This is a genomic window from Actinosynnema sp. NPDC002837 (assembly GCF_040295345.1).
Taxonomy (GTDB): domain Bacteria; phylum Actinomycetota; class Actinomycetes; order Mycobacteriales; family Pseudonocardiaceae; genus Actinosynnema.
In genome coordinates this window covers 38,531-59,217 of sequence record NZ_JBEOVG010000038.1, presented here as the reverse complement: position 1 = coordinate 59,217, position 20,687 = coordinate 38,531, and the positions used below count along the sequence as shown (strand labels likewise).

The 20,687-nt window shown below is 73.4% G+C and carries 14 protein-coding genes; 6 read left to right on the top strand and 8 right to left on the bottom strand.

Annotated elements, in window-relative coordinates:
- The first annotated feature begins 34 nt into the window (after positions 1–34).
- Positions 35–1,093 carry a LacI family DNA-binding transcriptional regulator gene (locus ABTZ99_RS24530; protein ID WP_499614263.1) on the top strand — a complete coding sequence of 353 codons (1,059 nt, stop codon included), beginning with the start codon at positions 35–37 and terminating at the stop codon, positions 1,091–1,093.
- A gap of 9 nt (positions 1,094–1,102) precedes the next feature.
- On the opposite strand, the gene ABTZ99_RS24525 is transcribed toward ABTZ99_RS24530, so the two are convergent.
- From ABTZ99_RS24525 to ABTZ99_RS24515, 3 genes are read right to left on the bottom strand one after another with little or no spacing between them, the layout of a single operon-like run.
- Complete coding sequence (locus ABTZ99_RS24525; RefSeq protein WP_499614260.1) at positions 1,103–2,815, bottom strand: ABC transporter ATP-binding protein; 1,713 nt, start codon at positions 2,813–2,815, stop codon at positions 1,103–1,105.
- Positions 2,812–4,614 (bottom strand): ABC transporter ATP-binding protein, encoded by a 1,803-nt coding sequence (locus ABTZ99_RS24520; RefSeq protein WP_498779393.1) that lies wholly within the window; start codon positions 4,612–4,614, stop codon positions 2,812–2,814. Before ABTZ99_RS24520 ends, ABTZ99_RS24525 begins: the two co-directional genes overlap by 4 nt.
- The gene (locus tag ABTZ99_RS24515) at positions 4,611–5,618 is read right to left on the bottom strand and encodes an alpha/beta hydrolase (protein ID WP_498779395.1); all 1,008 of its coding nucleotides are present in this window, start codon (positions 5,616–5,618) and stop codon (positions 4,611–4,613) included. The genes ABTZ99_RS24520 and ABTZ99_RS24515 overlap by 4 nt, the downstream gene beginning before the upstream one ends.
- A gap of 77 nt (positions 5,619–5,695) precedes the next feature.
- On the opposite strand from ABTZ99_RS24515, the gene ABTZ99_RS24510 reads away from it, so the two are divergent.
- Together ABTZ99_RS24510 and ABTZ99_RS24505 are read left to right on the top strand one after the other, a co-directional pair.
- Complete coding sequence (locus ABTZ99_RS24510; protein WP_499614257.1) at positions 5,696–6,274, top strand: TetR family transcriptional regulator; 579 nt, start codon at positions 5,696–5,698, stop codon at positions 6,272–6,274.
- Between the two features lie 147 nt (positions 6,275–6,421).
- Positions 6,422–9,583: a S8 family serine peptidase gene (locus ABTZ99_RS24505; protein ID WP_499614255.1), complete on the top strand. Its 3,162-nt coding sequence runs from the start codon at positions 6,422–6,424 to the stop codon at positions 9,581–9,583.
- A gap of 48 nt (positions 9,584–9,631) precedes the next feature.
- On the opposite strand, the gene ABTZ99_RS24500 is transcribed toward ABTZ99_RS24505, so the two are convergent.
- Positions 9,632–12,316 (bottom strand): nSTAND1 domain-containing NTPase, encoded by a 2,685-nt coding sequence (locus tag ABTZ99_RS24500; protein WP_499614253.1) that lies wholly within the window; start codon positions 12,314–12,316, stop codon positions 9,632–9,634.
- Between the two features lie 302 nt (positions 12,317–12,618).
- Between ABTZ99_RS24500 and ABTZ99_RS24495 the strand changes: the two genes are divergently transcribed.
- A complete protein-coding gene (locus ABTZ99_RS24495; protein WP_499614250.1) occupies positions 12,619–13,731 on the top strand; it encodes a lytic polysaccharide monooxygenase auxiliary activity family 9 protein in 1,113 nt (370 codons plus the stop codon).
- A gap of 51 nt (positions 13,732–13,782) precedes the next feature.
- Here ABTZ99_RS24495 and ABTZ99_RS24490 read toward each other — a convergent pair whose 3' ends face one another.
- Positions 13,783–14,607 (bottom strand): SDR family NAD(P)-dependent oxidoreductase, encoded by an 825-nt coding sequence (locus ABTZ99_RS24490; protein WP_498779403.1) that lies wholly within the window; start codon positions 14,605–14,607, stop codon positions 13,783–13,785.
- 111 nt (positions 14,608–14,718) lie between these two features.
- Between ABTZ99_RS24490 and ABTZ99_RS24485 the strand changes: the two genes are divergently transcribed.
- Positions 14,719–15,318, top strand: coding sequence for a TetR/AcrR family transcriptional regulator (locus ABTZ99_RS24485; protein ID WP_499614247.1), 600 nt, complete (start codon positions 14,719–14,721; stop codon positions 15,316–15,318).
- Positions 15,319–15,476: 158 nt separating this feature from the next.
- On the top strand, positions 15,477–15,812 hold the full coding sequence (locus tag ABTZ99_RS24480; RefSeq protein WP_498779406.1) for an SH3 domain-containing protein: 336 nt from the start codon (positions 15,477–15,479) through the stop codon (positions 15,810–15,812).
- Between the two features lie 72 nt (positions 15,813–15,884).
- Here the strand turns inward: ABTZ99_RS24480 and ABTZ99_RS24475 are convergent, their stop codons facing one another.
- From ABTZ99_RS24475 to ABTZ99_RS24465, 3 genes are read right to left on the bottom strand one after another with little or no spacing between them, the layout of a single operon-like run.
- Entirely contained in the window at positions 15,885–17,615 is a 1,731-nt protein-coding gene (locus ABTZ99_RS24475; protein ID WP_499614244.1) for an HEXXH motif domain-containing protein, read from the bottom strand.
- Positions 17,612–17,926 carry a hypothetical protein gene (locus ABTZ99_RS24470; protein ID WP_498779410.1) on the bottom strand — a complete coding sequence of 105 codons (315 nt, stop codon included), beginning with the start codon at positions 17,924–17,926 and terminating at the stop codon, positions 17,612–17,614. The genes ABTZ99_RS24475 and ABTZ99_RS24470 overlap by 4 nt, the downstream gene beginning before the upstream one ends.
- Positions 17,923–20,454, bottom strand: coding sequence for a tetratricopeptide repeat protein (locus tag ABTZ99_RS24465; protein WP_499614242.1), 2,532 nt, complete (start codon positions 20,452–20,454; stop codon positions 17,923–17,925). Before ABTZ99_RS24465 ends, ABTZ99_RS24470 begins: the two co-directional genes overlap by 4 nt.
- Positions 20,455–20,687: the final 233 nt, after the last annotated feature.

The following is a 20,687-nucleotide window of genomic DNA, read 5'->3' as shown; positions in this document are numbered from 1 at the left end:
GGCGTCGACGCTGCCGGTGGAAAGGAGCCCCGACGTGACCGCGGAATCCGCGTCCGGGTCGTCCGGGCAGCCCCCCGTGCGGCGCGCGCCCGCCCGCCGGGTGTCCATGGCCGACGTCGCCCGGCTGGCCGGTGTGTCGGCGCAGACGGTGTCGCGGGTGTCCAACGGGCACCCCAGCGTCGTCGGCTCCACGCGCGAGCAGGTGCTGGACGCCATGCGGCGCCTGGGCTACCGGCCCAACAGCGCGGCCCGCGCGCTGAAGTACGGCGAGTTCCGCACCATCGGCGTCATCCTGTTCACCCTCTCCACGGTCGGCAACAGCCGCACCCTGGAGGCCATAGTGGACCACGCCGCGCACGAGGGTTACGCCATCACGTTGATCCCCGTGGCGGTGCCGACCCAGGACGGCGTGCTCGGCGCGTTCACCCGGCTCGGCGAGCTGGCCGTCGACGCGGTCATCGTGATCATGGAGGTCCACCTCCTCGACGCGGCCACGATGACGCTCCCGCTCGGCATCCCGGCCGTGATCGTCGACTCCAACGGCGGCGACCGCTACACCGTGGTGGACACCGACCAGGCCGACGGCACCCGCCAGGCCGTGCGCCACCTGCTCGACCTCGGCCACCGCACGGTCTGGCACGTCGCCGGCCCCGAGGACTCCTACGCCGCCGAACGCCGCGCCGAGGCGTGGCGCGCCACCCTGACCGAAGCGGGCCTGCCCGTGCCCGCGATGTCGCGGGGCGACTGGTCGGCCGACTCCGGCTACCGGGCGGGGCTGGCGCTGGCCGACGAGCCCGGCTGCACGGCGGTGTTCGCGGCGAACGACCAGATGGCCCTCGGCCTGCTGCGCGCGTTCCACGAGAAGGGGAAGGTGGTGCCGCGCGACATCAGCGTCGTCGGTTTCGACGACATCACCGACACCACCTCCTTCATCCCGCCCCTGACCACGGTGCACCAGGACTTCACCGAGGTGGGCCGCCGCTGCGTCGAACGCGTCCTGCGCCAGGTGCACCACCACCGCACCAAGCCCGGCACCACCCTGGTCCCGACCCGCCTGGTGGTCCGCTCCAGCACCGCGCCGCCCCCGGCCTGACCGGACGTCTCACGAGACCGGCGTCGCCTCCGACAGGTGCCAGAAGTCGGCGTAGCGGCCACCGAGGCGCAGCAGCTCTTCGTGGGAGCCCTCCTCCACGATCCGGCCGCCGTCGAGGAAGACGACCCGGTCGGCCCGTCGGACGGTCCGCATCCGGTGCGCCACCATCACCACCGTGCGGCCGGCCATCAGGCGCTCGACGCCGTCGTGGACGGCCGCTTCGTTCACCGGGTCGAGGGCGGAGGTCACCTCGTCCAGCAGCACGATCGGCGCGTCCTTCAGCAGCGCCCGCGCGATCGAGACGCGCTGGCGCTCACCGCCCGAGAGCCGCGCGCCGCCCTCGCCGACGTTCGTCGCCCACCCGCCGGGCAGCCACTCGACCACCTCGTCCAACCGCGCCGCCGCCGCTGCCTGCCGCACCTCGGCGGCACTCGCGTCGGGACGGCCGAGGCGCACGTTCTCCTCGATCGTGCCGTCGAAGAGGTAGACGTCCTGGAACACGAACGCGATCCGGGCCATCAGCTCCTCGGTGTCGACGGCACGCACGTCCACGCCGCCCACGCGCACCGCGCCCGCGTCCACGTCGTAGAACCGCGCGAGCAGCTGGAGCAGCGTGCTCTTGCCCGCGCCCGACGGTCCGACCACGGCGAGCCGCTGCCCCTCCGGCACGGTCAACGACACGTCGTCGACCACCGTGCGGTCGCCGTGCCGGAAGGTGGCGGAGTCGAGTTCCAGCCCGTGGTGCCGCGGCCGGACCGGCTCACGCGGTCGTGGCAGCGGCTCGGTGCGCAGCACCTCGTCGAGCCGCGCCAGCTCGAAACGCGCGCCGCGCAGCTTGCCGCCGATGTCCGACAGCGACAGCAGCGGAACCGCGCACCGGGCGGCCAGCACCAGGATTGCGACGACCTCGGCCGCGCCGATGTGCCCGCCGAGCGCGAGGTACGCGCCCAGGACGAGCACCACGGTGAACATCGCCTGCACCGCCAGCGCCAGGCCCACCGCGCCGGGCAGCGCGGACCGCACGGAGCGGCGTGACGCGCGCCGGACGTCCCGCAGCGAGTCGTCCAGCGACCGGAAGCGCTCGGCGGTCCGGCCGCCGGCCCGCAGTACCGGCTGCGCCTGGAGGTACTCGATGACCCGCCCGGCGGCCTCGTGGTCGCGTTCGGCGCGCTCGGCGTCGGTGGCGGCCGCCGAGCGCCCCGTCCAGGACTGCACCGCCGCCACGACCGGTGCGGCGGCCAACGCGGCCAACCCCAACCGCCAGTCGAAGCCGAGCATCACCAACACGATCGTCAGCGGCGTCACGGCGGCGGAGACGAACGGCGCCAGCAGGTGCGCGATCACACCCATGGCCTGCAACACCCCGGTGCCGGCCAGGACGGACAGCTCCCCGACCCGGCGGCCGTCGTACCAGCCGACGGGCAGCCGGGCGAGGTGGTCGCCGAGCCGGTGGTACATGCCGCGCAGCAACGTGGTCCCGGCGCGGAACCCGGACAGGTCGCTGCGGTAGCGCAGCACCGCGTAGACCGCGACGGCGGCGCCGAACGCGACCAACGACGGCCGGACGTCCCCCGGTGCGGGCCCGAGCAGCGCCCTCAGCACGGGGACCAGCAGGGCGTAGGACAGGCCTTCGGCCATCGCGGTGACCGTCATCAGGGTGACGGTGCGGCGCACCGGCCGGGCGTACTCGTTCCCGAGCACCCGCAGCAACATCCGGATCATCGGGGTTCGCTTCCTTCCCGGGCGGGGGTTCCGTCGGCCGTCGCCGCTCGGTGCGAGTGCCAGAACGCGGCGAACTTCCCGTTGCGCGCCAGCAGTTCGGCGGGTGCGCCGCGCTCCACGATCGCACCGTCCTCCAGCACCACGACGGTGTCGGCGTCGGCGATCGTCTCCAGGCGGTGGGCGATCACGAGGGTCGTCCGATCGCCCGCCGACGCCGCCAGGGCCCGGCGCACCGCCTGTTCGGTCCGCGGGTCGGCGAAGGCGGTCGCCTCGTCCAGCACCAGCACGGGCGCGTCGGCGAGCAGCGCGCGGGCCAGCGAGATCCGCTGCGCCTCGCCGCCCGACAGCCCGGCGTCCTCGCCGATCACCGACTCGTACCCGCGCGGCAGTTCGAGGATCCGCTCGTGGATGTCGGCCAGCCGGGCGGCGCGGACCACGTCGTCGCGATCGGCGTGCGGCACGGCCAGCGCGATGTTGTCCGCGACCGACGCGCGCAGCAGGGACGTGGACTGGAAGACGAACGACACCGTCCGGTAGAGCTCGCGGCCGTCGAGGTCGCGCAGGTCGACGCCGCCGAGCACGACCGCGCCCCCGGTCGGGTCGAAGAACCGCGGCAACAGCTGGACCAGCGTGGACTTGCCGCTGCCCGAGGGGCCGACGACCGCGGTGGTCGTGCCCGGTTCGAGCACCAGGTCGATCCCGCGCAGCACCTCGTGCCCCGGCTCGTAGCCGAAGCGGACGTCGCGCAGCTCCACCCGGTGCCCGCGCGGCGCGACCGGGTGCGCGGGCTCCGGCAGCGGTCGCACCGCCAGCACGTCCCGGATCCGGTCGAGCGCGCGCCGTGCGGCCTGGAGGTCGTCGAAACCGTGACCGAGGGCCGCCACCGGAGCCGTCAGGCCGAGCCCGAGCAGCACGAACGGCAGCAGGTCGGCCGGCGCCAGGCCGCCGGACGTGATCAGGACCGCCCCGCCGACCAGCACGACCAGCAGCACGAACGGCGGCGACAGCGCCAGCTGCATCCCGGCGGCGGGCCCGGCCATGCCGTGCACCCACCGGTTGAAGGCGCCGACGAAGTCGTCCACCGCCGTGCGGAACCGGCGGTGCGCGCGCTCGCCACCGCCGAACGCCTTCACCACGGCGATGCCCCGCACGAACTCGACCACCGAGCTCGCGATCCGCCCCATGGCGCCGTCGAACTCCTCCTGCTCGCGCAGCCGGGCCGGCGTCATCATCAGCGGGACCAGCGCCACCGCGAGCACCACCGGCGCCAACGTGATCAGCGTGAGCCGCCAGTCGACGGTGACCAGGTAGACCAACGACACCAGCGGCACCACGAACGCGGACACGAGCTCACCGGGTGCGTGGGCGATGACCGGGTGCACCGCGCTCACGTCCTCCCCCACGACCTTCGCCAGCTCGCCGGTCCGGCGGTGGGCGAACCAGCCGATCGGCGCGTGCCCCAGCCGATCGGCCAGCGCCCGCCGGAACGACAGCTGCACCCGGCCGTCGAGGAGGTGCCCCACGGCGGCCGACGCGGAGGTGAACAGCAGCCGCACGAACAGCCCGACCGCGCCCGCGACCACGACGAACCACACGTGGCCGTGGTCGACCGGGGCGGGCGACAGCAGCGCACGGCCCAGTTCGACCACCGCCAGCAACGGCGCCAGCCCCGCGACCGCGCCGACCACCTGGAGCACGACGACGGCGGCGAAGGCCCACCGGTGAGGGCGCAGCAGCACCGCCAGGCTCGGTCTCGCCGGGTCGACGCCCGGTGCCGCGGACACCTCGGCGGCGGTCATCGGTCCCCCACCTTCGTCGACCCGGTCACCAGGCGGTCCCGGAGGAACCCGGCGACCTCCGCCCGCGCGGGTTTCGCCTGCCGCACCACGCCCGGCATGCTGAGGAACCCGTGCGTCGCCCCGGGGTGCTCGGTGAGCCGTGCGGGCGTCCCCGCCTCCCGCAGCCGTTCGGCGTAACGGCGGCCGTGGTCGGCCAGCGGGTCGACGGTCGGCACCACGACGAGCGCGGGGGCCAGCCCGCTCAGGTCGTCCGCGCGCAGCGGCGACAGCGGACGGGCATCCGTTCCCGGCGGAACGGCCAGTCGCCGGTACAGCCGCAGGTGCGGCAGGGTCAGCGTCGGGCTGTGCGCGTGCCGGGTCATCGACGGGTGGTCGAACCCCGCCTCGGTCAGGTCGAGCGCGGGGTTGACCAACACCTGCGCCTGGAGGGGCAGCCCGGCTTCCCTGGCCCGGATCGCGACCAGCGCGGCGATCAGCCCGCCGTTGCTCTCCCCGAAGACCGCGGTGCGCGCCGGGTCGATCCCCCACTCCCCGGCGTGCCGCACCACGTGCCGCAGCACGTCCCAACCGTCGTCGACGGCCGCCGGCAGCGGGGTCCCCGGATCGAGGAGCCGGTGCTCGACCGAGACGACCACCGCGGGCAGCCGCGCGGCGAGGTGGCTGTTCACCCAGTCGCTCTGCGCCGCCGTGCCGACGAACCCGCCGCCGTGCACGTGCAGCACGAGTGGCAGGTCGTCGTCCCCGCCGCGGTCCGGTGACGGCCGGTACACCCGGACCCGGACCTCCCGGTCGGGCAACGCCACCTCCCGCCACCGGATCCCGGCGCCGCGCGCGGGCCACCCGGTGACCACCCGGAGCAGGCGGGACGCCCGCTTGCGGTTCTCCACCTCGCGGAAGGCGATCAGCTCCTCCGTCGTCATCGCGGACCAGTCCTGCTCCTTCCGCAGGGCGTGCAGCAGTCGGACCCCCGGCGAGGGGCGTTCGACGCCGGTGACGTCGTCCATGTCTCCTCCTCGACCACCGTAGTTTCGCTACCGATGGTATCGATACCGATCGTAGCGCAATTGGCTATCGTGGGGTCATGACCCCAGCGACCCCGTCCGGCAGGCCGCCCGGTCGTCCGCGCGCCGGCATCGACGCGGTGGTCTTCGCCGCGACGCTGGGCACGATCCACGAGCTCGGCTACGCGGGCGCGACGATGGACCGCATCGCGGCGGCGGCGGGGGTCGCGAAGACGACGCTCTACCGCCGGTGGGAGTCGAAGGGCGCCCTGATCGTGGACTGCATCCTCGACACGTTCGGCCCGCTGCGGCCGGAGAGCGAGGACCGGGCCGAGATCCTGTCCTCGGCCATCCGGTTGGCCGCGGCGAAGATCGGCGAGCCGGGGGTCGCCGCGGCGTTCGCGGGCGTGTTCGTGGACGCCATCAGCGATCCGACCCTGCGCGAGGTCCTGTCGACGCGGTTGCAGGCCCCGTACCTCGCCGTGCTCGTGGACGCGCTGGGGCTGCCGGAGGACCGGGTCCTGCTCTTCATCGACGTCGTCGTCGGGACCCTGCTGCACCGGATGGGCATGACCGGCGTGCCGATGGTCGACGCCGACGTCGAGGCGCTGACCGCGATGGTCCTGCGCGACTTCGCCGACTCCGACGACCCGGCCTAGATCGCCGCCGCCGGTGTTCACAACTCGTTGTTCAGCCTGCCCAGGGCGAAGCTGAACATCCTCCGCGCCGCTTGACTCGGGTCCGATGACGGAGCCCGTGCCGCGGCGTTCGAGGCACGGGCTCTCCCCTACGGACAGGGAGGTCCCGTGGCGCGAAGAGCAGTGGCGCTGGCGCTGGCCACCGCACTGGCGGGAACGGCGGCGCCCGCCCACGCCGCACCCGACGGCACACCACCGGACACGACCGCGCCCGGCGGCGCGCGGGGCACGACGTCGTCGCCGGACGACCGCAAGACCGTCACCCTCGTCACCGGCGACCGGGTCGTCCTCGACGGCGACCGGTTGGTCTCCGTCACCCCCGGCGCGCACCGGCAGGACGTCTCGTTCCAGGTCACCCGGCACGCGGGCCGCCTGCGCGTGGTCCCGGCCGACGTGGCCCGGCCGCTGGCCGAGGGCCGGGTGGACCAGCGGCTGTTCGACGTCACCGGGCTGGTCGAGGCGGGGTACGACGACGCGCGGCGCGACACCGTGCCGGTGATCGTCTCCGGGGGCCGGCCGCCGTCGGGCGCACGGGTGGCCGACGCGCTGCCCGCCGTGGACGCGGTGGCGGCCGAGGTCCCGAAGTCGACCGGGTGGCTCGAACTGCCCGAGGGCCCCGGCAAGGTGTGGTTGGACGGGATGGCCCGCCCGCTGCTGGACCGCAGCACCACGCAGGTCGGCGCGCCGGCGGCGTGGGCGGCCGGGCTGACCGGCGCGGGCGTGACCGTCGCGGTCGTCGACACGGGCGTGGAGGGTGATCACCCCGACCTGGTCGGGAGGGAGGTCGCCGGGCGCGACTTCACCCGCGAGCAGGACGGCGTCGACCGCTACGGCCACGGCACGCACGTCGCGGCCACGATCGCCGGCCACCGCGCGCCCTACCGGGGCGTCGCGCCGGACGCGCGGCTGCTCGACGCGAAGGTGTGCGACCGCGAGGGCTTCTGCCCGGAGTCCGCGATCATCGAGGGGATGCGCTGGGCCGCGGAACAGGGCGCGGACGTGGTGAACGTCAGCCTCGGCCTGCCGCCCAGCGACGACGTCGACCCGGTCGAGGCCGCCGTGGACGCCCTGTCGGCGAGCCACGGCACGCTGTTCGTGGTCTCGGCGGGCAACTCCGGCGACGCGCCGGGCACCCTGCTCTCGCCCGGCACCGCCGACGCCGCGCTGACCGTCGGCGCGGTGGCGCGCGACGACTCGGTGGCCGATTTCTCCAGCCGGGGACCGAGGGTCGCCGACGGCGCGGTCAAGCCCGACATCACCGCGCCGGGCGTGGACATCGTCGCGGCGAAGGCGAGCACCGGCGGACTTCTCGGCGCGCCCGTCGGCGAGCACCACATGGCGCTGTCCGGCACGTCGATGGCCTCGCCGCACGTCGCCGGCGCCGCGGCGCTGCTGGCGCAGCGGCACCCGGACTGGACCGGCGCGCGGCTCAAGGCGGCGCTGACCGCCTCGGCGCGGCCGAACCCGGCGCTGGGCCTGCACGACCAGGGCTCGGGCCGCCTGGACATCGCCGCCGCGTTGTCCACGACGATCACCAGCGAACCCACGTCGGTCGTCCTCGGCAGGCACGAGTGGCCGCACGACGACGACAAACCCACCACGAAACCCGTGGTCTACCGCAACGACGGCGCGCAGCCGGTCACGCTGGACCTGGCGGTGCGGGCGAACGGGCCCGGCGTGTTCTCGGTGTCCCCGACGAGCATCACCGTCCCGGCGGGCGGCGCGGCCGAGGTCGCCGTCACGGGCGACGCGCGGCAGGCGGCCGCAGACGGCGCGCACTCGGGCACGGTGGTGGCGACCGCAGGCGGCGCGGAGGTGCTGCGGACGCCGGTCGGCCTCAACCGCGAGGTGGAGAGCTACCCGGTCACCTTCGACTACCCCGGCGCGCCCGAGGGCCGGGCGTTCACGCTCCTGGTGCACCTGGCCACCGGCGCGCACACCTACGTGCGGGACGGCGCCGTGCGGCTGCCCAAGGGCGACTACGTGGTGCAGGCGCTGCTGGGCCCGGAGGAGGGCCCGCACACGATCGTCACGCGGCCGGACCTCCGGGTGGAGGGAGCGGCGCACGTCGTCCTCGACGCCCGGCCGGCGGGACCGCTGGAGGTCGTGGCGCCCGATCCGGCCGCGACCGCGGGCGAGCACCGCCTGCTGGTCGAGCGCCGGCTCGGCGAGCAGACCGTGAGCGTGGGGCTGTACCAGCCCGGCGGTTTCCGGGCCGGGACGCGGGTCGGTCACGCCGGGCCGGCGCTGCCCGCGGGCGAGTTGGACGTCTTCATCTCCGCGCAGTCCGAGAGCCCGTCGGCGTCCTACTGGCTGGGGTGGGTCGAGCAGGGCCGGGTGCCCGACGGGTTCGTGCGCCGGCCGCGTGAGTCGGACCTGGCGAAGGTGCGCACCACGATCGCCCTGAAGGACACCGGCGGGTACCGGGCGTTGGGCGGCTGGGTGGTCGCGCCGTCGGGTGCGGCCGGTCCGGGCTTGTTCACGGACTTGGCCCCCGGGCCCGTTTTCACGCGGTACACGACACCGGATGTCGCCTGGGAAACGCTGTACACCGACGAGGGAGCTCTGATGACCGCGAAGCAGGAGCGGTACGGCGCGGGCCGGACCTACGACCGGTCGTTCGGCGCGCCCGTCATCGGTCCGGTGATGTACTCCGGCGACTACCCGAACCTGGCCCGCACCGGGAACGAGGTGGCGGTCTCGCTGTCGCTGTTCGGCGACCGGGAGGGCAACGAGGGCTACTCCAGGGTCACGTCCGCGCGGACCGCGCTGTACCGCGGCGGTGAGCTGGTCGGCGAGAACGACAGCAGCGGGCACGGGGTGTTCGCGGTGCCGCCGGGGCCCGCGGTGTTCCGGGCGCGGACCGAGGTGACGCGCGCGCCGGAGGTCTCGGACTTCAGCACGCGCATCGAGGTCGACTGGACGTTCCGCTCGGACACGACGAACCGCGAACGACGGCTGCCGATGTCGGTGGTGCGGTTCACCCCGGAGCTGGACGGCACGGGCAGCGCGCCCGCGTACCGACCGCTGACCGTGCCCTTGGTGGTGGACCAGCAGCGTGGCGTGGACAACGCGCCGCTGCGCCACTTCCGCGTGGAGGTGTCCTATGACGACGGTGCGAGCTGGGTGAGCCTCCCGGTGCTGGGCCGCGCGGCGCTCGTGGGCAACCGGGCGAAGCCGGGGACGTTCGCCTCGCTGCGCGTGCACGCCACCGACGGCCGGGGCGGCGAGTTGAGCCAGACCGTGATCCGGGCCTACCGGCTCGGCTGACGGTCCCGGCAGGCGCCGGGCGGGTGTCCGCCCTCCCGCCCGGCGCCGTCACGGGCACAGCGGCCGTTCCGCCACCCCGGGGAAGTGCGCCGCCCAGTCGACGTCCACCAGTTCGGGGCACACCTCGCGGATCACCCGGTCGACGTCCACCGCGAGCCGCCACAGCGCGCCGCGGGTGTCCACCATCAGCAGCTCGCCGTGCTCGTAGCGCACGAAGCTGAACTCCACCCCGGGCGCGCGCAGCGCCAGCGATTCCCCACCGCGCAGGTCCCACAACCACACCGAGTCGCGGTGCACCGCCGTGACGGCCCCGCCGTCGCGGGCGAACTCGACCACGGCCGACTCCGGGATCCCGTCCGCCTCCAGCAGCGTCGTGGCGCCGTCGAGCACGGCGAGGTGCGCGTCGTCCCGGCCGTGGACGGCGAGCATGCGCCCCGGGCCCGGCACGAGCATCAGCCGCGAGTCGCGGCCGAACACCGGCGTGACCCGGCCGTCCGAGGACCACACCTCCACCTGCCGCCGGTCGCCGTCGTGGCGGGCCAGGACCACGCCGGAGCCGTCGTCCAGCGGCATGGCGTACTCGACGCCGTCGGCGGGCAGGCGGGTGCGGGTGGTGTCGCCGGGTCGCCAGTGGACCGCGGCGCCGTCCTCGACGGCGGTCATGAGGGTGCCCGCCGCGTCGACGCCGAGGGGGAACGGCCAGTCGGTCATGGTGCTCGTGACGCGCGGCGCGGCGGGGTCGCTGATGTCCCACAGCTGGAACTCGTCGCGGTCGACCACCACGAGCGCGGTGCGCTCGTCGGCGCTGATCAGGTTCAGGAAACCGGTGGGCGGCAGCGGGATCCGGCCGGCCTGCTGCTGTTCCGCGCCGGCCCAGAGCCGGATGGTCCCCGGCAACCCGGGTTCGGCGCCGAACTCCTGGGTCACCGAGAGGCGGCCGGGCACGCGCACGTGACCACTGCCCAGGGTGGTGGCGGCGCCGGCCGCGCGGGCGAGCAGCAGCGCGTCGCGGGACTGGGTGGTGGGTGCGACGCGGTAGGCCGCCAAGGCGAGCGTCGCCGCTTCGCGCGGGCGGGTCAGCAGGTCCAGGGCGGAGTCGGCGGCGCGCATCGACAGCGTCTGGTTGCGCTCGCGGGTGGCGGCGCGCTGGGCGGTGACCGCGTAGGCCGCGGTGGCGGTGAGCAGCAGGACGAGCGCGGCGAGGCAGGCGACGAGTCGCCGCAGCCTGCGCACGCCCCGCCTGCGCACCGCCTCGCGGTCGCGTTCGGCGGCCAGGCCCGCGTCGACGAACTCGCGTTCGGCGGGGTTGAGGCGGGACGCCAGGCGGCGTGCCTGGTCGAGGTGGACGCCGCGGTAGAGCGCGTCGGGGTCGCGGTCGTGCGCGCGCCAGGCGTCGGCGGCGCTGGTGAGCCTGCGGTGCGCGCGCAGCGCCTCGCGGTCCTCGTCCAGCCAGCCGACCAGCCTCGGCCACGCGCGCAGCAGCGCCTCGTGGGTCAGCTCCACGGTGTGCCGGTCGAGGGTGATCAGCCTGGCCGCGGCGAGCCGGTCGAGCAGCGCGTCGCCCGCGTCGAGTTCGGCGCGGGCGACGCGGCGGCGGGTGTCCTCGGTGCCGTCACCGGGTGCGACCAGGCGTTGGAACACCTGCCGCGCCGCCTCCCGGTCCGGCTCGGGTAACGCGTCGTAGACCTGTTCGGCGGTGCGCGCCAGGGCGTGCTCGACGCCGCCCGCGTCCTCGTACCCCGCCAACGTGAGCACCGCGCCACGGCGCCGTCGCCACGTCTCGACGAGCACGTGCGAGGCCAGCGGCAGCGCGCCCGACTGGGCGGTGACGTCCGCGATCAGCCGTGCCACCAAGGCGCTCTCCAGCGAGGCTCCCCGGCGGGCGGCGGGTTCGACGACCGCGCGGCGGAACTGCTCGGCGTTCATCGGGCCGACGAGCGACTGCGAGCGGTGCAGCGCGTCGAGCAGCTCGGGGTGGCGGGCGCAGTGGCCGTAGAAGTCGGCGCGCACGCCGATGACGACGTGGGCGGCGCCCGCGGCGTGCGTGAGCGCGTGCACCAACCAGCGGCGGTCGGCTTCCCGGCAGTGGGTGAAGACCTCTTCGAACTGGTCGACCACGAGCAGCAGGTCGTCGGCGGCCCGGCGCAGCAGGACGCGCAGGTGCTCGGGGTCGGCGGCGAGCTCGGCGCGCACCTCGACCGCGGACCGGTCGTCGGCGAGCGCCGCGGCCAACTCGGTGATCGGGTCCGAGCCGGGCGTGACGACCAGGTGCGCGCCCCACTGGGCGGCCAGTCCCGCGCGCAGCAACGACGACTTGCCCGCGCCGGACGCGCCGAACACCCCGACGAAGGGCCGTTCGCGCACCAGCGCCAGCAGTCGGCCCACCTCGGCCTCGCGGCCGAAGAACCGGTCGGCGTCGCCGACCTGGTAGGCGGCCAGCCCCACGTAGGGCGCGTCGCCGTCGTCCGGGCCCTCGGCGGCCAGCTCGCGCCAGCGGGCCGTCCACTCCTCGACGTCTCCCCCGCACGCGCGGACGAACGCCCTGGTCACCGCGAGGCTGGGCAACCTCCGTCCGGCCACCGCCTCGGACAGCGCGGCGGGCGAGTAGTTCGCCAGGCGGCCCAGCTCGCGGTAGGACGGCAGCCCGGCGACGCGGCGCAGCCGCCGCAGGTCGCCCGCGAACTTCAGCACCGGCGTGTCCTCTTCGACCAGCGGACGTTCCGTGCGCGGCACCCCGAATCCCCCTTCGACGCCTCGAATTCTCCCGGCGAGGACCACCGGCGGACACCGTCGCGGGGCGGCCCATCGCACGTTGCGCAACGTTGCGCAAGGCCCGGAAGGGCGCAAGCACGGCGTCCGATCCGTCCCCCGCACCCGGGTCCGCACGGCCGCTTTGCGAGCCCGTAACCCGAATGGCGGATGCCGACCAGGTGGCACAGCCTGACACTAACACCGTTCTGGGAGCGCTCCCAGAAGCGGGCGGAGGCACCCGCGCGTCCACGTCGTCGATCAACGAAGATTTGGCGGTCACACACATGCTTCGCTTCTCCGAAGACGTCCCCGACCGGCGCCGCCGGGCACCGGGAACCCCGACGAAGGTCGTGCCGGCCCGCGGCAAGGCCGCCGTCTGGCGGGCGTCCGCGATCCTCGGCGCCTGCCTGACCCTGCTGACGACCGTGCTGGTCACCTTCGGCGCGGGCAACGCCTCCGCGCACGGCGCGGTCAGCGACCCACCCTCGCGCCACTACGGCTGCTACAACCGCTGGCCCAACGGCCCGTCGCAGCAGATGGCCACCGAAGACCCCATGTGCTACCAGGCGTGGCAGGCCGAGCCGGCCGCGATGTACAACTGGAACGGCCTGTTCCGCGAGGGCGTCGCCGGCAACCACCAGGGCGCCATCCCCGACGGGCAGTTGTGCAGCGGCGGCCTGACCTTCAACGGCCGTTACGCCGCGATGGACAAGGTCGGCGCGTGGGTCGCCCCGAGCAAGCCCAGCCGGTTCACCCTGAACCTGAACGACACGTCCTCGCACGGCGCCGACTACATCCGCGTCTACGCCACCAGGCAGGGCTTCGACCCCAAGACCCAGGCCGTGAAGTGGAGCGACCTGGAACTGGTCGGCCAGACCGGCAGGATCCCCACCGGCACGCGCACGCCCGTCGAGGTCGACGCGCCCGGCCGCACCGGCCACCACGTCCTGTTCACGGTGTGGCAGGCCAGCCACCTCGACCAGAGCTACTACGCGTGCAGCGACGTGAACTTCACCGACGGTGGCACCACGACCACCACCACCCCGACCAGCACGACGACCACGACCACGACGACCACCACGACCACGACCGGGAACCCCTCGGCGGGCTGCTCGGCCACCTTCCGGGTGACCTCGCAGTGGAACGGCGGCTTCCAGGTCGAGGCGCGCGTGACCGCCGGCGCGACGGCGATCTCCGGCTGGGCGGTGAGCTGGACGTTCACCAACGGTGAGCGGATCAACTCCTCGTGGAGCGCCACCCTGACCACCAGCGGGTCCACCGTCACCGCCCGCAACGCCGCCTACAACGGCTCGGTGGGCGCGGGCGCGAGCACCACGTTCGGGTTCGTCGCCTCCGGCACCGCCGGGACGCCGACCCTCACCTGCACCGCGTCCTGATCGGCGTGGGTCCGCCCGCTGCCTCGACGGCGGCGGGCGGACCCGCGCACGTCAGCCCGCCTGCCGGCTGAGGTGCTCCCACTTGGCGAGTTCGGCCCTGCGGGCGCCGTCCAACTCCTGGACCATGTCGTAGGCCGCGGCGCCCAGGATCAGCCGCTTCGGCGGTTCGGGCAGGTCCACCACCTGCGTCAGGACCGCGGCGGCCAGTCGCGGGTCGAAGTCCTCGGACTCGGCCCACAGCCCGTTCAGCCAGGCGCGCAGCGGCGCGTAGGCCGGGTTCTCCCCGGTCGTCGTCAGCCCGAGGGTGAACAGGTCGGTCCGGTAGCCGCCGGGCTGCAGGATCGTCACCTTGATCCCGAAGCGCTCGACCTCCATCGCCAGGGCCTCGCTCATGGCGTCGAGCGCGGCCTTGCCCGCGCTGTACAGGCCGGTCGCCGCGAAGCCCCCGGCCGAGCCCATCGACGAGACCTGCACGATGTGACCCGAGCCCTGTGTCCGAAGGAGCGGGACGACCGCCTGGTTCACCCAGAGCGCGCCGAAGAAGTTGACGTCGAGGTGGGCGCGAGCCTGCTCCTCCGTGACCTCCTCGACCATGCCGAGCAGCGCGCCACCGGCGTTGTTGACGACGACGTCGAGCCGGCCGAACGCCGCGAACGCCCGCTCCACGCCGACCACGACGGCCTGCCGGTCGGACACGTCCAGCGGGAAGGCGACCAGCCTGCCGCCGGACTCGGCGACGAGGTCGGCCAACGGCGTGACGTCGCGGGCCACGCCGACGACCCGATCGCCCGCCGCGAGCGCGGCCTCGGTGAACGCGCGCCCCAGACCACGCGAGGCGCCCGTGATGAACCAGGTACGAGAGTGGTCGCGCGTCATGACGGTCTCCCCAGTTTGTGAGACGATACGTTCCGTCTCGATGCCCGGAACTCTGGCAGACGCCACGGCACAAGTCAAGACGGACCGTCTCGTTCCGAGTACAGTGCCGCCATGGCCACCAGCACCACGCCGAACAGCACCCGTCGCAGCGAGCGGTCCCGGGTGGCGATCCTCACCGCGACGCGCGAGCTCATCGGCGACCTCGGGTACGCCAAGCTGACGATCGAGGCCATCGCCGCCCGCGCGGGCGTGGGCAAGCAGACGATCTACCGCTGGTGGCCGTCGAAGGGCGCGGTCGTCTTCGACTCCCTGCTGGCGCTGAGCGAACGCCCCGACGGCGGCGGCATCGAACTGCCGGACACCGGCGACGTCGAGGCCGACCTCAAAGCAGTCCTGCGCGCGACGGCGGCCGAGTTCGCCGATCCCGGGTTCGAGGCACCGATCCGGGCGCTGAACACGGAGATCATCAACGACCCCGAGCTAGCCGCCGCCTACCGGGAGAAGATGGAACGGCCGATGCGCGAGGCGAAGCGACGACGGCTGCGCAGCGCCCAGGAGGCCGGCCAACTGTCCCCCGACGCCGACCTGGACCTCGTCATCGACCTGCTGTACGCGCCACTGGCCCAGCGCTGGCTGCTGCGCTCCGGCCCGCTGGACGACGCCTTCGCCGACGCCCTGGTCGCCGCCGCCCTCCGCGCCTTCCGCCCCTGAAGCCCGATACCGGCGGAGCTGCCGTGGCCAGGCGAGTCGTTCGATCGGCTTGTTTCGCCCATTTGCCGGGTGACGCCGCGGCACGGACCTTGCGCAGCCTCAGGCCGGACTGCTGCTCTTGGCTCAAGGGTGCACACCAGCCGGAGGAAGGAACTCACATGCCGCGGCGACCGGTATCCGCAGGCCTGGTAGGCCTCTGCCTCGCGTCCGTCCTGTGGCCGGCCCCTGCCGCGGCCGCGCCGAGTGCCGACCTGGAAGGCTGGTTCACCGACGATGACGTCGCCATCCGCGCGGAACCCCGCCTCTCCGCCCGCATTCACGGACGAGGCTATCGGGATCACAAAGTCACCTTGCACTGCTACACCGTGGGGGATGACGTCGACGGGATCAAAGACTGGCTGAAGCTGACCGACCGGACCACCAACGTCCGGGGGTTCTCCTCGGCGAAATACGTCAGCTTCGATTGGCACCATGAGGCCCCGTCGAAGTGCTGAGGGCCGGACATCGACGTAGCGCGCGGGGCGACCGGTTTCTCAGCGGCTCAGGCGCTGGAACCGACCACGTGGTCAACCGTGGACGTGGACCGGCGGGACGTCGGATCCGGCGGGTGGCGCGAGCCATGCCGCCACCGTCTCCACCTCGACGGTCCGGCCGGTCCGGTCGCGCACCTGCGTGCTGACGGCCCGCACCAGTTCCGGACACCGCAACAGGCCCCTTGCCACGTGGTGATCGCCCCGCCGGCGCGCCACGAGACCCAGCACGACCCAGGATTGCCTCTGTCCGAGCGCGTCCAGGCACAGTTGGCGCGCCCGGACGAGGTCACCGGTCAGGTAGGCGCGCCGGGCCGGGGACAGTGCGGTGTCGTCGTCGAGCGACGCCGAGCGGAGGAAACCCAGCTTGGTGTCGAGCACCTGCGTCCCGATCCCGTCCACCCACGCGGCACTCGAAGGCCTTGTCCCGGCGAGCCACATCTCCGCCAGAGCGCTCACGCGGCCGCCGTTCGGCACGACGTGCGCCAGCCTCCACTCCGCCCGGTGGTCGATGACGGCCTCGATGGCGGCCGACAGCACGTCGGCAGGCGGCTCGTCCGTGCAAGCCGCCAGGCGATCGACGATGCCGCGCACGAAAGCACGACCGGCCGGTGTGAGCTCAGGTCGGTCGACGACCGCCACCGCGACGTCGTAGGCCTGGCGTCGCCAGTACGCGTACTCGAACCACGCCTCGGGAGAAGCGTCGATCCGACATCGTCGCTGCCAGAACCCGGTCACCGCGGAGAACGCGTACACCCCGTGCAGAACGCCCTGCAGCGGACGGGGATCGTCACGCCAAGCCGTGTAGAGCAGCGCGCCGCGGTCCCCGTCGAGCAGGTCGACCAGATCCAGCAGCCCGGACAGCTTGGTGTGGTGGAACTCGTGCACGAGCGTCTCCGCCAACCGCACGGGTCGAGCAGGGCGGGTGAGCATGACCGCGCCGAAAGCCTCCTCGGCGGTGGCGCTCGTGAAGCCGGTCTCCTCGCGCGTCGACCACGGCACCACCACTGTCATCGTGGTTGCCATCGCCCTCGCCTGCGCGGCGTCGTTGCGGAACAGCACACCCCAAGCCTCTCGCCACATCTCGTTCCACAGCCCGACCTCCTCGGGCCCGGGCTGCGTCGGCGAGCGGTGGGGCCGCGTTCGCTCGAGCCCGCGGAACGGATCGTGGGAGTCCAACCGGGCCACCGCTCGGGGGGCGGTGAGCACCGGGATCGGGTGCCAGCCGGGTGTCGTCGTGGTGAGGTCGCGCGGCAGCCGCACCGCCGCGCCGCGGAACGACATGTCGGAACCCGGCCGGAACAGGGCATGACCGGATTCGGGTGCCGGGAACGCGGCGAACCCGATGCCCGGTATGACCGCTGTGCCGTCGTGAACCGGCACGGGCACTTCGACGTCCACGCCCGCGACGACCTTCGCCGCGGCGAGCAGGCTCCACAGGTACCCCGCGTCCTGCCACAACGGCGGCGACCCGTCCACGGTCCCGTGCAGTCGGCGTACCAGCCAACCCAACCACCGACCCACCTGTGGGTAGAGCAGGACCGAACGGACCGCTTCGGGCTCGTCGTCGTGCAGTTGGGTGAGTTCGTCCCACGCCAGCTCCACCGGAGGCAGGGGCCCGGCGGCGTCCTGCCGGTCGCGCAGCAGGCGGACGACCTCGTCGATCAGCAGCACCCGAGGTCCCCACCGGCTGGCGCCGAGCAGGGTGAGCACCCGGTCGTCACCCGATCCGAATGCCCGCAAGTCCGCCGACGACAGCCCGTTCACCCCGGCGATCCTTCCTTCGGCGGCGCACCGTCGGAAACGGCTTCACCGTCCTGGGCCTTCGGTTCCCGCTCCACGCGCTCGGACGGGGACCGCAGTTCCGTCGCCGGCCTGGAATCGGGCATCGGGTTGGACTGGGCCTCCGTGCTGGAGTAGTCGAACCCGCCGCCGCCGTCGTGACCGCCCATGCTGGACGTGGTGGCCTGAGCACGCCTGATCAACCGCCGGGTGATCCGGTCGGTGCTCTCCGGATCGAGTGACCGGATGTCCATGATGGACAGACCGTCGAGCTCCCGCGGGTCCGGACCGTTCACGAATCAGACCCGTTCTCCCCGGTTGACGAGGACGACGTGGACAGGAGGTCGAGCACGCGTGCGCGGTACCACCGGCTCTCCTCCGTCTGCGGGTGGTCCTCGCCCAGCACCGCTGATCGAGAGTTGGCCACGGCGTCGAACAGCACGAAGGCCTCGTTCAACGCCTCCAGGTCCAGCAGCACGCACGCCATGTTGTAGCGCACCGTCAACGTGTCGGGATGCGCCTCGCCCAGGGTGTCCGAGTTGACCCGCCAGACGTCGGTGAACTCCGCCAGGGCTTCCGAGTAGTGACCCCGCCGATGGAGCACGGTAGCGCGTTCGTGTCGTGTGGCCAAGGTGATCGGGTGGTCCTCCCGCAGCCGCTCACCGGTGACGTGGAGGATGGCGTCAAGCGCGCGCTCGGCCTGGTCGAGGTGTCCCAGGTCCCGGAGGTCCCGCGCCCACTCGTACCGCGCCGCGAGGAGCGCCAGGTGCTCCGGGGCGAAGGTGGCCGACGCGGTCTCTATGGCGTCCCGCAGTTCCGCCTCGGCTTCCTCGATCCGTCCCTGACCCCGCAGCGACCTGGCGATGTGGTGCCGGACGTCGAGCACGTACCGACTGGGTACTCCTTGGGGCAGCACGAACAGGTACCGCAACTCCCGCTCCGCCTCCGCGTGCTTGCCCAGGTTGACCAGCGCGAGGGCGCGAAGGTACCGGCTCGCGAGGGTCTCCGGGTCGTCCTCGGCGTGGCCCGCCTCGACCAGGGTGCGGAAGAGCTCGTCGAGCACCGCTTCCGCGTCGGTGAAGCGGCCGACGGCCATCAGCGCGCGGCCCAGTCCGCGACGCGCGGACAGCAGGTGCGGGTCGTTCCGGTCGAACAGCGGCAGGCTCAGCTCCAGGACGCGTTCGTACTCGCCGAGCGCGGCTCGGAACTCACCGTTCTCCAGGAGCGCGCGTGCGTGGTGGCGCCTGCCGTGCAGGGTCTCGGGGTGCGACGGGCCGAAGCGCTGCTCGCGCAGGCTCACCACCGACCGGAGCACTCCCACGCTCTCCTCGAAGTACCCGGCCGTGTAGTGGTGACGGGCGGCCAGGACACCCAGTGCGGTGGTGGTCAGGACCTGGTGGTCGCTCGCGCCCGGGGTGTCGACGAGGAGCCGCACCACCGCGGTGCAGTGCGACGCCAACAAGCTCCAGTGCGACCACGTGCCGGGATCGTCCGGGGACAGGCGCGCGGTGGCGCGTTCCAGCAGCGCGGTGACCAGGGACAAGTAGTCGACGCCATGGCCGGAGCGGATACCGGCTCGCACGACCGGGTGTATGTCGAGGGTGCGTCCCGCCTCGCCGGAGGTGATCGAGATCAGGCGCAGGCCCGCGAGCCCCTGCAACGCGTCCCGGAGGCCGCGGTGGGTCAGGCTCGCGAAGCGCCGATCCGCGCGCAGCACCTCGGAGTCGAGCACCATCTGGTACGGCAAGGAGGTCTCGGCGAAGCAGGAGAGCAGCCTCAACAGCGGCCGGGCGATGTCGTGGCCTTGGGTCACGAGCAGTTCCAAGGACAGTTCCCAGGTGGCGAAGATGTCCCGGCGGGCTTGCTCGGATCCACTCGACCGACCAACGGTGTTCACGGCCACGTCGGCTAGCCGGTGGGCGAACGCGGTGCGGTACGCGGCGAACGTGACGGGTTCGTCGTCGTCAGGCCAGACCGCCCTGGCCGTCGTCGCCAAGTAGGAGCCGGCGAGATCCAGGGCCAGCGGCAAGCCGCCCAGGTCCGCGGCCAGCAGTTCGGCTTCCCGCACGTCACCCGCGTCGGGGGCCAGGTCGAGGAGCACGCGCGCGGCGTCGGGCAGGGGAAGCGGATCCACTTCGTGGAACGTCACCCACGACCCCCAGCGCTCGCGGCGGGTCTCCCGACTGGTGACGAGGACCGTCCCGAGAGGCGTGCGCGGTGCGCGCAGCCAGCCGGTGCCGTCCGCCAACGCGCGCCCGGCGGCGGAGGCGGCGTCGAGGTCGTCGAGGTTGTCGAGCACCAGCAGCCACGGATCGGGTAGCACGTCCAGCTTCCGCCACAGGACGTCTGCCGGGTGCAGGTGGTCGAAGTCGACGGGAGCCGCGCCGGCGTCCGTTGCCACCGCCCGCAGCGCCGCCGACAGACCGGTCGCGTCCGAGGCCGACACCCACCACGTGTGCCGGTGATCGTGGTCGAGTCGATGGGCGACTTCGAGGGCGATCGTGGTCTTCCCCGTGCCCCCGAGCCCGCACAGCGCCCACACCCTCGGTGCGTCGATCGGGTCCGTCCTGCGCCGCACGCCTTCGGTCAGCGTCGCCACGAATGCTTCACGCCCGTGCAGTCGGTTCGAGGCGACCCGGCGGTGCGGCACCGCCAAGGGCGTGGAGGGCGGAAGCGGGTTCTGCGGCGTGACGGCGAAGTGCGCGACATCAGCGGCGGCGTGCACATGGACGTCACCGGTGATGGTGCCCCCTTGGATCACCGTCCCGGCGGAGCCGCTGAAGTCGTTCGTGGTCTCGGAACGTTGCTCCGGGTTACCGGTCAACCGAACCTCATTCCCTGCGACATCCGGAGCCTCACCACGATGATCCCGGGCCTCGGAGCATCCTCGCCCGCAATACTGCGGAAGGGGGAGGGGTGGTCGGTGAAACGACGCTGTGCTTGCGGAGAACGACTCCGTGCAGGTCAGGCTTACCGGTGACAGTCGTTGGGATGGTCGTCGAGTCGCGGCGGTCAGCTGATGCCGGAGCCGTCCCACCTGGACTGGTCGACGTCGCC

Coding starts and splice junctions, on each gene's coding strand:
- ABTZ99_RS24525 (WP_499614260.1), bottom strand. CDS start 2,815: ATGATCCGGATGTTGCTGCGGGTGCTCGGGAACGAGTACGCCCGGCCG.
- ABTZ99_RS24520 (WP_498779393.1), bottom strand. CDS start 4,614: ATGACCGCCGCCGAGGTGTCCGCGGCACCGGGCGTCGACCCGGCGAGA.
- ABTZ99_RS24515 (WP_498779395.1), bottom strand. CDS start 5,618: ATGGACGACGTCACCGGCGTCGAACGCCCCTCGCCGGGGGTCCGACTG.
- ABTZ99_RS24510 (WP_499614257.1), top strand. CDS start 5,696: ATGACCCCAGCGACCCCGTCCGGCAGGCCGCCCGGTCGTCCGCGCGCC.
- ABTZ99_RS24495 (WP_499614250.1), top strand. CDS start 12,619: ATGCTTCGCTTCTCCGAAGACGTCCCCGACCGGCGCCGCCGGGCACCG.
- ABTZ99_RS24490 (WP_498779403.1), bottom strand. CDS start 14,607: ATGACGCGCGACCACTCTCGTACCTGGTTCATCACGGGCGCCTCGCGT.
- ABTZ99_RS24485 (WP_499614247.1), top strand. CDS start 14,719: ATGGCCACCAGCACCACGCCGAACAGCACCCGTCGCAGCGAGCGGTCC.
- ABTZ99_RS24480 (WP_498779406.1), top strand. CDS start 15,477: ATGCCGCGGCGACCGGTATCCGCAGGCCTGGTAGGCCTCTGCCTCGCG.